The 12443-nt window shown below is 55.0% G+C and carries 13 protein-coding genes; 10 read left to right on the top strand and 3 right to left on the bottom strand.

Features of this window, described 5'->3' with window-relative positions; all coding sequences use genetic code 11:
• Nucleotides 1–34 precede the first annotated feature (34 nt).
• From rnpA to H6G13_RS19650, 8 genes are all read left to right on the top strand, one after another.
• Nucleotides 35–421, top strand: a complete 387-nt coding sequence (rnpA, locus tag H6G13_RS19685) for a ribonuclease P protein component (RefSeq protein ID WP_190485983.1) — start codon at nucleotides 35–37, stop codon at nucleotides 419–421.
• Nucleotides 408–803 carry a PH domain-containing protein gene (locus tag H6G13_RS19680; RefSeq protein WP_190485982.1) on the top strand — a complete coding sequence of 132 codons (396 nt, stop codon included), beginning with the start codon at nucleotides 408–410 and terminating at the stop codon, nucleotides 801–803. Before rnpA ends, H6G13_RS19680 begins: the two co-directional genes overlap by 14 nt.
• Before the next feature lie 76 nt (nucleotides 804–879).
• Nucleotides 880–2028: a membrane protein insertase YidC gene (yidC, locus tag H6G13_RS19675; protein ID WP_190485980.1), complete on the top strand. Its 1149-nt coding sequence runs from the start codon at nucleotides 880–882 to the stop codon at nucleotides 2026–2028.
• 6 nt (nucleotides 2029–2034) lie between these two features.
• Nucleotides 2035–2544: a R3H domain-containing nucleic acid-binding protein gene (locus H6G13_RS19670; RefSeq protein WP_190485978.1), complete on the top strand. Its 510-nt coding sequence runs from the start codon at nucleotides 2035–2037 to the stop codon at nucleotides 2542–2544.
• Nucleotides 2534–3064, top strand: coding sequence for a YceD family protein (locus H6G13_RS19665; protein ID WP_190485976.1), 531 nt, complete (start codon nucleotides 2534–2536; stop codon nucleotides 3062–3064). Before H6G13_RS19670 ends, H6G13_RS19665 begins: the two co-directional genes overlap by 11 nt.
• 71 nt (nucleotides 3065–3135) lie before the next feature.
• Nucleotides 3136–4659: an AAA family ATPase gene (locus H6G13_RS19660; protein ID WP_190485973.1), complete on the top strand. Its 1524-nt coding sequence runs from the start codon at nucleotides 3136–3138 to the stop codon at nucleotides 4657–4659.
• Nucleotides 4660–4707: 48 nt separating this feature from the next.
• A complete protein-coding gene (locus tag H6G13_RS19655; protein WP_190485971.1) occupies nucleotides 4708–5172 on the top strand; it encodes an SH3 domain-containing protein in 465 nt (154 codons plus the stop codon).
• 170 nt (nucleotides 5173–5342) lie between these two features.
• Nucleotides 5343–5507: a hypothetical protein gene (locus H6G13_RS19650; protein WP_190485969.1), complete on the top strand. Its 165-nt coding sequence runs from the start codon at nucleotides 5343–5345 to the stop codon at nucleotides 5505–5507.
• A 166-nt stretch (nucleotides 5508–5673) separates the two neighbouring features.
• Here the strand turns inward: H6G13_RS19650 and sigC are convergent, their stop codons facing one another.
• Nucleotides 5674–6930 carry an RNA polymerase sigma factor SigC gene (gene sigC, locus H6G13_RS19645; RefSeq protein WP_242028432.1) on the bottom strand — a complete coding sequence of 419 codons (1257 nt, stop codon included), beginning with the start codon at nucleotides 6928–6930 and terminating at the stop codon, nucleotides 5674–5676.
• Nucleotides 6931–7288: 358 nt separating this feature from the next.
• Here sigC and H6G13_RS19640 point away from each other — a divergent pair, with 358 nt between their 5' ends.
• A complete protein-coding gene (locus tag H6G13_RS19640; RefSeq protein WP_190485967.1) occupies nucleotides 7289–7474 on the top strand; it encodes a PCP reductase family protein in 186 nt (61 codons plus the stop codon).
• A gap of 30 nt (nucleotides 7475–7504) precedes the next feature.
• On the opposite strand, the gene H6G13_RS19635 is transcribed toward H6G13_RS19640, so the two are convergent.
• Complete coding sequence (locus H6G13_RS19635) at nucleotides 7505–10783, bottom strand: DEAD/DEAH box helicase (RefSeq protein ID WP_190485965.1); 3279 nt, start codon at nucleotides 10781–10783, stop codon at nucleotides 7505–7507.
• A 407-nt stretch (nucleotides 10784–11190) separates the two neighbouring features.
• A complete protein-coding gene (xth, locus tag H6G13_RS19630; RefSeq protein WP_190485963.1) occupies nucleotides 11191–11982 on the bottom strand; it encodes an exodeoxyribonuclease III in 792 nt (263 codons plus the stop codon).
• A 98-nt stretch (nucleotides 11983–12080) separates the two neighbouring features.
• Between xth and H6G13_RS19625 the strand changes: the two genes are divergently transcribed.
• Nucleotides 12081–12386 carry a Precorrin-3B methylase gene (locus tag H6G13_RS19625; RefSeq protein WP_190486120.1) on the top strand — a complete coding sequence of 102 codons (306 nt, stop codon included), beginning with the start codon at nucleotides 12081–12083 and terminating at the stop codon, nucleotides 12384–12386.
• Nucleotides 12387–12443 lie beyond the last annotated feature (57 nt).

Genomic DNA, 12443 nt, shown 5'->3' with positions numbered 1-12443 from the left:
AGTGAGTTTATAGTTCTCTTGGCGAGACAGTTAGGTGGCTTTACCCAAGCAACATCGCCTGAGACACTCCCGAGAGTTCTCCGCCGTTTACCGGCACGGCAGCAAAGCGGTTTCTGAGCACCTTGTAGTGCGAGTATTGGCCCAAAACACGGCTGCTTCACCTGGGTTAAACGAGGTTAAAGCAGATCCTCCTAAATTTGGCATTTCCATTAGCCAGAAAGTTAGCAAACGGGCGGTTATCCGTAATCGGCTTAAGCGCCAGGTTCGGGCAGCAATCCGTCAGCTCTTGCCATCGATTCGCTGCGGCCTACAGATCGTCGTGATCGTGCGCCCTGACTCAGTTGAATGCGAATATGGCGAATTTTTGCGAGAATTAGAGCAGCTACTTTCAAAGCTTGAGGTAATTGATGGGCATTCGTGAGGATGTGTTTTACGAAGGGGGTCCTCATATTGGGGATCTTATTATCAATGTGCTGCTGGCCTTCACGGTGATCTGCATCCCCCTGACCGTAGGTGCTGTAACTCGCGCTATCTGGCTGCGCTACCGCATTACCAACCGGCGGATTTCGGTCACAGGTGGCTGGGGCGGTCGCGATCGCACTGATATCGTCTACTCCGAGATCGCCAAAATCGTCACCGTACCTCGTGGTATTGGGCTATGGGGCGACATGGTCGTCACCCTCAAAGACGGCAACCGTCTAGAGCTTAGAGCCATGCCCAACTTTCGGGGCGTGTACGACTATATCAACGAAAAAATTTCACCCCAGGCCCGCGCCGTGAGCGGGACACTGGGTAGCCGGTAATTTCAACTGGTTGAGACTCTTTCAGATAGAGTAGAGTCGTAATTGAAATTGAGGCCACGTTTAGGGCAGAGCGCGCATGGACTTCGGTATCGGATTTCTTTCTGACAACATCATGCGGCCAATCCTGGATTTTTTCTACGGGATTGTGCCGAGCTATGGATTGGCAATTGTGGCGTTGACCCTGGTCATCCGGTTCGCGCTCTACCCTTTAAATGCTGGATCGATCCGCAACATGCGTCGCATGAAGGTCGCCCAACCCGCTATGCAAAAGCGGGTCAAGGAACTTCAAGAGCGCCACAAAGACGATCCGGCTAAGCTCCAGGAGGAGATGGGCAAGGTTTACAAGGAGTTTGGCAACCCGCTGGCTGGGTGCTTGCCAGTGCTGGTGCAAATGCCTATTCTCTTTGCCCTCTTTGCCACGCTTCGGGGCTCGCCGTTTTCAGACATTCCCTACAACGTCAACTTCCAGATCTTTCCGCAGGAAAAAGTCGAGCAAATTCAGCCGCAGACTTTTTCGACCTCCCCTCAGACTGTCTACGTTGCCGATGGGGTTCACGTTCCTGTAACAGCCGTTGTGCCGAGCGGCAACCGGCTGCTGGTAGGCGAGAAAACAGACATCAAGCTGCAGACCGCAGACGGACGGTCGCTGTCTGACCTGATCGCTGAGAATAATCCCGAGGAGACTCTGCCAGTTAAGGTGGAGGTCACTAAAGGCCAAGAGCTGATTGAAGTTGACGAAGCAGGCAATATCAAAGCCTTAGCTCCAGGAGACGCCACAGTTCAGATAAAGGTTCCGGGGCTAGCTTCCAACAAAGGGTTTCTATTCATCAAGGCCCTAGGCCGGGTGGGCGTGACCGGAGATGGGGGCGACATCCACTGGGATATCTTGATTATGGTGTTGCTCTTTGGCGTTAGCCTCTATGCCAACCAGGTTCTGTCGGGTCAAGGCCCCACCAGCGACAACCCTCAGCAAAACGCGGTCAACAAGTTCACGCCAATCATCTTCTCGGGCATGTTCCTGTTCTTCCCGCTGCCTGCTGGCGTTCTGATGTACATGCTGATTGCGAACATCTTCCAAACCCTACAGTCTTTCATCCTTTCACGCGAACCGCTGCCTGAGAATCTGCAAAAAATTGTAGATGCTGAAGCCGCTAAAGCCAGTAGTGGAGATGGTCGCCAGGCGCTTCCCTTTGAACCTGGCAGCCGGTCTAAGAAAAAAGCCTGATCTCCTATGAACGAACAATCTCAAGCCGCAGGAGTGTCCTGGTTAGAAAGTCTGCTTTCGTTTCAAGGGCTCGAGGCAACTGTTTCCCCCCAGCTGGTTGAAGATGCTGCCGGTTCTAGCTGCTGGTTGGTTATCGATGAAACCCATCTTTCTCAAGCTCAGGTAGAAGGGCTGATTGGTCCCCGAGGGGCAACGCTAGATTCGATGCAGTATCTAGCCAACACGCTGCTTAACCTGGGCAAAGACACAGACGGGCAGCAAGCCTTTACGATTGAATTAGCAGGGTATCGAGCTCGCCGGCAGGCTGAGCTTGAGGCCATAGCAGCCCAGGCGGCAGAGCAGGCTCAGGCCACCGGGAAGGAATTTGAAATTCGGGATTTGTCTTCAGCTGAACGCCGCCAAGTCCATCATTTCCTCAAGATCCATGAAGGACTAGAAACCTTTAGCCGAGGCAGAGAGCCGGATCGTCGTCTAGTGGTCCGCCAGGCGGGACTTCAAGAAGGTCATGAAACCTAGTACGGAAGCGGTCTACATTCCGAACCTGTTGCAGGCTCCGGCAAAGACCAAAGCGATCGATATCGAGACTTACTACCCAGAACTAGAAACGTTGACTCCTGTGCGGGGAGAAGTCACAGTCACACACCAAGGCAACTATCTGGAAGTGCAGGGTCGGGGTGAAGCCATTATTACCCTGACTTGCCACCGTTGCCTGCAAAATTACAACCATCGGCTGTTGGTTGCTCCTAAGGAACTGATTTGGCTGCAAGATCCTGATGTTGAGGCTGAGAACTACTCGTTAGAACGGGAAGTCGCTGTCGAGGATCTGGTAGAAACCCTACCGCCCGACGGCTATTTCTCGCCGCAAGGTTGGCTCTATGAGCAGCTTTGTCTAGCGCTGCCCCAACAACAGATCTGCAGTGCCGACTGCCAGGGTATTTCGCTAAAGCAAAGTAACGCCAAGGCTAGCGATGTGGATCGCCGCTGGGCGGCCCTAGCTCAACTGAAGGTGCATCTGCCCGAAGACACCGCTCAATAGCTCAGCCCAAAGCCGCACCTCGTATCGGCCAGGTTACCCTAGGCTAGAAGTGGTCATTGCAGGGCAGCGGTATGAACTTTGCAGACGAACTCAGTCTTCTGATCCGGGCACGGTACCCCATCGTTTACATTGCCACCTCCGAGGAGGAACGGGCAGAGGGTGCGATCGCACATTGTGCCCGAGATCAGGGCGGTCGGGGCGTCTATGTCTGGGACTTTGTTGACGGCTACCAGGGCAACCTCAATGATGCTGGATTTGGTCGCCGCAATCCACTTCAGGCCCTAGAGCTGATTGAAAAACTGCCGGCATCAGCGGCAGCAATTTTTATCCTGCGCGACTACCATCGCTTTTTGGATGACACTGCCATCTCTCGAAAGCTGCGGAATTTGGCCCGACTACTCAAGTCCCAGCCCAAGAACATTGTTATTCTGTCTCCCCAGCTCGCTATTCCAGACGACCTTAGTGAGCTAGTCACAGTTCTAGACTTTGCCCTACCTGCCCCGGCTGAGATTCGAACCGAGGTCGAGCGACTGCTGCTGGCAACCGGCAGCTCTCTCTCTGCCGCCTTAATTGACGAGCTGGTGCAAACCTGTCAGGGACTTTCCCTAGAGCGCATTCGGCGGGTGTTGGCCCGCGCCATTGCTGCCCATGGATCGTTTCAGGCCAGCGACCTGGACTTAATTCTGGAGGAGAAGCGGCAGACCATCCGGCAGACCCAGATTCTCGACTTCTACCCAGCCACCGAGCAAATTTCTGATATTGGCGGTCTCGACAACCTCAAGGACTGGCTGCTCAGACGTGGCAGTGCTTTCTCAGAGCGAGCCCGCCAATACGGCCTGCCCCATCCCCGAGGGTTGCTGCTGATCGGCATTCAGGGCACCGGCAAGTCTCTCACGGCCAAAGCCATTGCCCACCATTGGCACCTTCCCCTGCTGCGGCTAGACGTAGGGCGGCTGTTTGGCGGCTTAGTGGGCGAATCTGAGTCTCGTACCCGCCAGATGATTCAGCTAGCAGAGGCGTTGGCTCCCTGCATTTTGTGGATTGACGAAATTGATAAGGCCTTTGCCGGGCTCGATGGCCGCAGCGACTCTGGCACCACCAGTCGGGTCTTTGGCACCTTCATCACATGGATGGCCGAAAAGACCTCTCCTGTCTTTGTCGTCGCTACCGCCAACAATATTCAGGCGCTGCCACCAGAAATGTTGCGACGGGGCCGTTTCGATGAAATTTTCTTTGTGGGCCTGCCCAGCCAAGAAGAGCGGCAGGCCATCTTTGGCGTTCATTTAGGCCGTTTACGCCCACACAATGTGCAGAGTTACGACCTCTCTCGCCTGGCCTACGAAACGCCCGATTTCTCTGGGGCTGAGATTGAGCAGGCCCTTATTGAAGCCATGCACATTGGCTTTAGCCAAAACCGGGACTTCACGACAGACGACGTTTTAGAGGCCGCCAGCCAAATTGTGCCCCTAGCCCGTACCGCCCAGGAGCAGATTGAAGCGTTGCAGGCTTGGGCCGCTTCTGGCAAGGCGCGCTTGGCCTCTCGAGGCAATGAATTAAGTAATCGGCTGAAGCAGCAAATTCAGCAGCCTGAGTGACCGTCCCTGTGCTATAACCGTAGGCTAGCTGGGGACGGACTGACAATTATGAAAGGATTTCTCACGGGATTATCTAAGCTGGTGTTAGGGGTTGTGACAGCCCTGCTGCTGCTGTCTTTAGCGGGAGTGGCAACTGCTCGCTACTTCATGGCACGGCTGGCGGTGCTGCCGCCTAAGCCAGCCTTTGAGAACGATGCGCTGCCGCAGCCACCCCAAACTCAAGCAGGCGAAGCCGAAGCCGCGGCGGCCCCGGCAGAGGCAGCGCCTACCCCCGACCCCCCTCCTACTCCTGAGCTGGAGGAGGGAGCCTATGAAGCCGTTGTGGTCCAGCCTATTGGTCTGGTGCTGCGGGAAGGTCCAGGCACCACGTTTGCCCAGTTAGGCGGCATTGACAATAACGACGCCGTTGTGGTGTTGGAGGAAAGCCCGGACAACCAATGGGTTAAAGTCCGAGTTACTGAAAACGGACAGGAAGGCTGGATCAAAGCAGGCAATATTCGTAAGACTGAGTGATAGCCTTAATCCTACAAATTTAATATTCGGCAATACTCGACTGGCAGTATGTAAAGAAAACTATCTCTACCTAAAGCTTAGTTTCAGGTCGGGGGTGCGATCGCAAATGCCCTCCCCCCGGATGATAGCTTGAGAACTAGTTTGATACCTCTGAGGGGTTCTTTTGTCGTATGTACAAGGCTCGTAAAGACTGGGTAGAGGCTGCTGTCACCGCAGGGTTAGGCGCAGGCGTAATTACTTCCTTTGCCGTCGCTCAGGGTCAAAACCCGCTAGTGGCACTAGGCATTACCGTTTTTGCCGCCCTATCTGCCGTCGTTATTGACCACTACGCCTAAGCTCATCTTCCGACAAGTTTTTCCTAAAAAGTTCCTAGCCGTTTCATTCTCCTGACATCCAATCTACGCAGACTAAGCCGCCAGAGGCACTCTCTGGCGGCTCTTTTTAGGCAAAAAATAAGGGGCAAAGCATTGGTTCAGAATGCTTTGCCCCTGCCAACAGCGTTTAACCCAGGGCTTCCAGATAGTCGCGAATGCGGTTGCGGCGCTTAGGCTGACGCAGTTTTTGCAGCGCTTTGGACTCAATCTGGCGCACCCGCTCTCGGGAAAGATCTAGCGCCCGACCAATTTCTGCTAGGGAGTAGGGGTTGCCGTCTCCTAGACCAAAGCGCATCTGAATCACGTCTCGTTCGCGGCTGGTGAGGTCGGTCATGAGCTGCTGCAAATCTCGTCGCAGAGACTCGCGCATCAGCATATCTTCAGGAGAGATGCTGTCGGCCTCTAGCAGGTCGCCGAGTTCAGTGTCACGCTCTTTGCCCACCTTGGTCTCCAGGGAAACTGATCGGGGCACCCGCAGCAGCACCTCGCGCACCTGTGGCCCGGTCATGTCCAGTTCGCGAGCAATGTCGTCTACCGTAGGCGTGCGGCCATTTTCTTGAGACAGCTTGCGTTGAGCCTTCTTGATTTTGTTGAGCTTTTCGGTAATGTGCACCGGTAGGCGGATAGTGCGGCTCTGAGTTGCGATCGCCCGCGTAATCCCCTGACGAATCCACCAATAAGCGTAGGTGCTAAAGCGATACCCCTTGGTCGGGTCAAATTTTTCGACTGCCCGCTCTAGACCCAGCGTGCCCTCCTGAATCAAATCCAGCAGTTCCAGGCCCCGGTTTTGATACTTCTTAGCAACAGACACGACCAACCGCAGGTTGGCCTTAATCATGTGCTCCTTAGCGCGGGTGCCCTCTGTCATCATGACTTCCAACTCAGCAACGGGCATTTGAGCCAGTTGCGCCCACCGCCGCTTGCCTTGGGAAAGGGTTGGCTTCAGTTCTTCGACTGGTACGCCACCCTCACTAGCCCAGCGCTCTAGAGAGGGGCGATAACCTAGGTGTGAGGTCAAGCGATCTCGAACCTTGAGCAGGTTACTGTAGGTAGCCAAAATACCTCCTTCCTGCTCAGCCGACTGCTCCAGCATTTCCAGCAACTGCATGTAGCGCTGCACGTGCTGGGCCTCGGCTACCTCCTCGTCGCGACGAAGCAGGTTTACCCGGCCAATTTCCTGTAAATACATCCGCACAAGGTCGGTCGTGCGACGTCCCTGGAGCAGGGCAGCAGCATCTGCCTCAAAGTCAGCAAGTTCGGGGTCTGCTTCAGCTAGTTTGCCGACATCGAAGTTATCGGCTCCTGCCGCTACGGCAGACTTCTCAAAATCAGGGGACGCTTGGCCGTATTCCATATTGCTGCTGGGGTGGGGTGTTGCTACCATGACAATCGCTCGGTTGTATATACGGACAGGGGGGAAGTCGGAGCCTCTTCTGGCCTAGTGTGCCCAGGTTTCTAAGACTTTGGAACAGCAGGCCAGGTTCCATGTACCAATGCCTGCAGGCCCATAGATAGACCCGAACAAAGACCTAATAGGCCACCGCCGAGACAGGCCAACGCCTCTGAAATGGCTACTTAAGTTTGCTGAGATTGTCTGACTTTAAGGGGATACCTATCAGCAGACACTTTAATCTACGTCACCACTTAGGGAGATTCCTGATTACATTGAAGTTTTTATCGGAAATTACATAGACTGACCGCGACTATTAGGATAGGAAGAAGGTTTTCCCAGAAAAAGCACGATGATCGAGCGACAACCCACCGATTTGCCCCAGTGGACGGCTGAGGCCAAAGACAAGCTCAACAGCATTCCGTTTTTTGTGCGATCTCAGGCTAGAAATCGAATTGAAGCCGTAGCCCGCAGCCAGGCACTAGAAACCGTTACCGCTGATTTGGTAGAACAGGTGCGGCTGCAGTTTGGTCAATAAAAAGCAGAGCCAGCTAAATCGATAGCTAATCTATTCGTCGTCGATCACGGCACTGCGATCTAACAGCAGCAAGTTTCGCAGCTGGTCGGTGCCTAGCTCAGTTAGCCAAGCTTCTCCCGCGCCAACCACCTGCTCCGAGAGCGCCTGCTTGCTCTCGATCATTTCGTGGATGCGCTCTTCTAAGGTGCCGGTACAGACAAACTTGTGCACCTGGACATTGCGGGTCTGACCGATGCGAAAAGCTCTATCTGTCGCTTGATTTTCGACGGCAGGGTTCCACCAGCGGTCGAAGTGGAAAACGTGGTTGGCTCGGGTTAGGTTGAGCCCCACCCCGCCCGCCTTGAGGGACAAAATAAACAGGCGCGGCCCGTTGGGATCGAGCTGAAAGCGGTCAACCATGGTCTCCCGCTGCTGCTTGGAAGTGCTGCCGTAGAGAAACAGCGATTCTTCTCTAAAGTGATGCTCTAGGTGAGCTTTGAGCAGCTTGCCCCACTCAGCGAACTGGGTAAAGATCAAGGCCCGGTCACCTTCCGAAAGCATTTCCTCGACCATTTCATTAAGACGCTGCAGTTTCCCGGAGCGGGTGAGCCCGCCAAGGCTATCTTCCTGCAGGAACTGGGCTGGATGGTTACAGATCTGCTTAAGCCGGGTGAGCAAAGCCAGAATCTGGCCGCGCCGCTGAACACCCTCTGCCTCGTTCAAAGCCTCCAGCGACTGATCAACCGTTTTCTGATAAAGGGCAGCTTGTTCGGCGGAGAGGCCACAAAAGACGGTCATTTCCTGCTTTTCAGGCAGATCTTGAATGATGTCGCGGTCGGTTTTGAGGCGGCGCAAAATGAAGGGCTGCACAAGCGATCGCAACATCTGGAGTGAAGCCGTATCGCCGTATTTCTCAATTGGAGCGGCAAAGCGACGCTGAAAGAAGTTGCGCGGTCCCAGATAACCTGGGTTTAGAAAGTCCAGGATCGACCACAGTTCGCCGAGGCGGTTTTCCACTGGGGTGCCGGTCAACGCGATGCGGAACTGCCCTTCTAGCTGCCGTACAGCCTTTGCCTGCTTAGCCTCGGGATTTTTGATGTTTTGGGCTTCGTCTAGCACAATCCCTTGCCAGGCCACTGCCTGCAGATCCTTCAAGTCACGGAAGACCAGCGGGTAGCTAGTGATGACCAGCTGCACTGACTTGATGCTTCTCAGCAGAGCAGCCCCCCGAAACCGTTTATCTCCGTGGTGCACCAGGGTCTTGAGATCTGGAGCAAACCGCTTGACCTCCCGCTCCCAGTTGCCCAAGACCGAGGTGGGGCAAACCAGCACGGTAGGCGAGTTTAGAAACCCCTCTTGACGCAGATGCAGCAGAAAGGCGATCAGCTGAATCGTTTTGCCTAATCCCATATCGTCGGCCAAACAGGCCCCTAAGCCCCACTGCTCCAGAAACGCTAGCCAAGCTACCCCTCTGGCCTGATAAGGTCGCAGCTGCCCCTTAAAACCATCGGGTTCGGTCAGGGGAGCCAACGTCTGGTTGCCGGTGGTCAGCGTGTCAATCAGCGCCTGCAGCGCTCCTGAGGCTTCAAAGCTAACGACAGGTAGCTTGTCGATGACCTGGGTATCGCCAGTGCTAATTCGGAGGGCATCTTCGACGGAAAGAGGCGTTTCGGTTTTGCGGCTGGTCAAAAATACCTGGGCGGCTTTGACCTCCTGGGGCCGCAGCTCTACCCATTTGCCGTTGATTTCTACTAGGGGCGAGCGCTGGGCCAACAGCCCCTCAAAATCAGCTTTAGTCAGCGTCTCACCGGCTAAAGACAGCTCCCACTGGAAGTTCAGCAGGCTTTTTAGGCCCAACCGCTGACCTCGGCCTGGCACCTCTGCCTTGATCTTGAGACCAATGCGGCTATCTAAGCTGCTAGCCTGCCCAGTGAGCCCTGCCGGTAGCTCAACGCTAAAGCCGTTATCCTGCAGCCGCCACACCACTGCCCGAATAAATTCGTAGGCCTGAATCGGATCGAGGGCACACCCCGCAGGCTGCTGGCCTAGTAGGCTCTGGCGAATCGGTTCATACAGACGAGCTGCCCGACCTAAACCTCCTAGGAGCGTTTCTTGAGGCGACTCAATGGTTTGCCCCCGAATCTGAAACTGATCTACCGGATGCTGCCAGATCAACTCCGCGCTGACAGACCAGTCTGGATCAACGACCGACTGCAGCGCATAGGCCAAATGCCAGTCGCCCCCCTGCTGCTGGGGCGGCGAAAGCACGAAGCGAGTACGAAACTGAGCTGTCTGCTCTGTCTGGTTTTGGAGGGGGGCAGTCCAGGTAGCTAGGGCATCGCGCAGACGGGATGTGGTAGCAGGGCTGGCTTCTAGCACTGGATTGGGGTTAGACAGAGCGCTGAGCCACTCGCGGACCGGCAATTCTCGGCTCAGGGGGGTGGTGGCGGGTACCGGCTGGGTCTTGGCGGTGGTTCGCACTCGACTGTCAATGATCTGGCTGAGAAACTGTAGCAGCAGATCCTCGGGCGGCGGCAACAGCTCTACAAACGGCCCCTGAACGTCTGGGTGATCGCTGCTGCCATCTCCGCCTCGACAAACACTCAGGCAGGAGGCGGGCATTCTGCGAGCAAACTGCCGCAGTCGGTCTTGATCTACGGCGCTGTCGAGCAAGGGCTGCCAAAAGGCTTCTTGACGCTGGCTGGTAAGTGCGATCGCAGGCAGCACCTTCCCTCGAGCCAGCAGATCCAGCCCCCATCGGGCGACGTGCCCCCAGTAGCGCAGGTCAGAGCCCAGATTAGAAGCGGCCTCTCCAACAGACTGGCCCAAAGGCAGCTTCAGCAAAATCGTCAGCGCCACCGGCGGCGGCACCAGCCATCCACTGACCCACCAGGGATAAAGCGCGCTGGGAAACTCAGCCGCGGCCGAGTGAATCGGCTGGAGATAGCCCTTCTCCAAACCTGTCGGCAGCACCAGAGGCATTTTGACCCAAGGGTAGGTAATCGGTTGAGCCGTGACTGGGGCAGTTGAAGTCGCTGGTGCTTTACCTCGGCGGCGCTTAGCTGGTTCCGGCGGCGCTACCTCTGGAGTCAATCCGGCCAAAATACCGCCCGGCAGCACCAGTCCTGAGGCAGTCACGCCCTCTCCATTAGACTCGCGCTGAGCCTGAGCTTTTAACCAGGCAGCCAGATCGATTTGCGCCAAGCTGTAGGGATGTTCATACACCCCGGCAGCAGCAGGAAATGACTGTGTCTCAGTTCGCTGCCAGGCTTCTCCCCAAAGGAAAAACTGCTGACGCTCCGGAAGCCAACTGCCGTGTAAGATTGTCATGAACCATCAACCGATCTACGCCACACATTCTGCCTGGGCACTTGCCTAGAGCCTTCAAGGCCAGGAACTTTCTTGCCAAGGCACCCGTTGCCTGAGCTTAAAAGCTTTTCTCAGTTCTTATCCAGCCTGGTCCTGTGACCTCTATTAGCGAACCACGGGCTTCTTTCCCTCGAAAAGGCGACCAGAAAAAAGCTGTTCGCTAGGCTAGTACATTCTCTCCTACTTAGACTCCTCGATTGCGATAAGGAGACGTTACCTGGACCATCTCTCGACTGCCAGCCGTACAGCTAATTGGCCATCTCGCCTATATTCTACTGCCTCATTCCAGCAAACTTGACGCAGAGAGCACTGTTGGTGGAATGGAAGACGCGGAGACATGGGAACGCGAGGATACCCTTCAAGAAAACCTAAACTAGGTATTCAACAATAACTGGAGTGTGGTCGCTAGGCTGCTCTTGTTGGCGCGGCTCAACATCGATTGTGCAGCGCTGAGCCTGTTCATAGAGAGTAGGAGACAGATAGTGGTGATCAATCCGCCAGCCGTGGTTGCGACGAAAGGAGGCAGCTCGGTAGTCCCACCAACTGTAATGCCCTCCCTCCTGAGTGAACTTGCGAAAAGCGTCTTTTAACCCAACCGAGAGCACTGCCTGTAAAGCCTCCCGTTCAACTGGAGAGGCCATGATGTGAGTCTCTTTACCAGCAGGATCATAAATGTCTCGATCTTCGAGAGCGATGTTGAAGTCGCCGCAGACGTTCACCTGCTGATACTGGGTTAGTAGGGCAGCCAAATATTTCTGCAGCAGCGCCAACCAACGCAATTTGTAGGCATATTTGTCACTGCCCACGGAGGAGCCATTCGGCACATAGAGATTAACAATACAAACGCCTTTTGTAACGCCAGCGATAACCCGCTTTTGCTCATCAAGATCTCCTACTTCAACCGGGTCCAAGACCCCGACAAACCCTAGTTTGACATCATCGAGCGGTTGACGGCTGAGCAGGGCCACTCCGTTGTAGGTTTTTTGTCCATAGATATAGGGGTGATAGCCCACTGCCTCAAAAGCAGCACCTGGAAATAGCTCATCAACTACCTTAGTTTCTTGAAGGCAGAGCACATCGACCGGTCGAGCCTGCAACCAGTCAACCACATGGTTTAACCTCATCCGGATCGAGTTTACGTTCCAGGTGGCAACCTGCATACTTTTCAAACCTGTCTTGGTAAGGACACAACCCCTTAGCTTAGACTCAAATGGTTGCTGCCTCCACTGCAGCCTGGCTTAAACCTGAGGTCGCTACTATGCCCATCCCAGATCGTCCCCTGGAAGGCGAGGATCTCATTAAAGAGGTCTGCCGCCGCATTAGAGCCGCTCGTAGCCTATGGGATGCTCACAAAAATGCTGCCTGCCGTAAAGAGCGAGAGCAGGCCCTGGCGCTATACAGCACCCTAACTCCGGAGCAAAAAGACAAAGTTCCCCAGGCGTTGCGAGTTTGGCTGCGCTACCGCAGTGAAAAATATTTTGGCACCCATCAGACTCAGCCCGGATCAGCCCATCGCTCCTCAAAGCGATCGGGTAAACGTCGGGGGCAAAAGGGAGGTTCTTGAGAGGTGGGAAAGGCAGAGGGAGGCAATAAAAAATATGCTGACTCTCTAGCTTTGGTG

Source organism: Pseudanabaena sp. FACHB-2040 (genome assembly GCF_014696715.1).
Lineage (GTDB): Bacteria > Cyanobacteriota > Cyanobacteriia > Phormidesmidales > Phormidesmidaceae > JACVSF01.
This window is presented reverse-complemented; position numbering and strand designations above follow the sequence as displayed.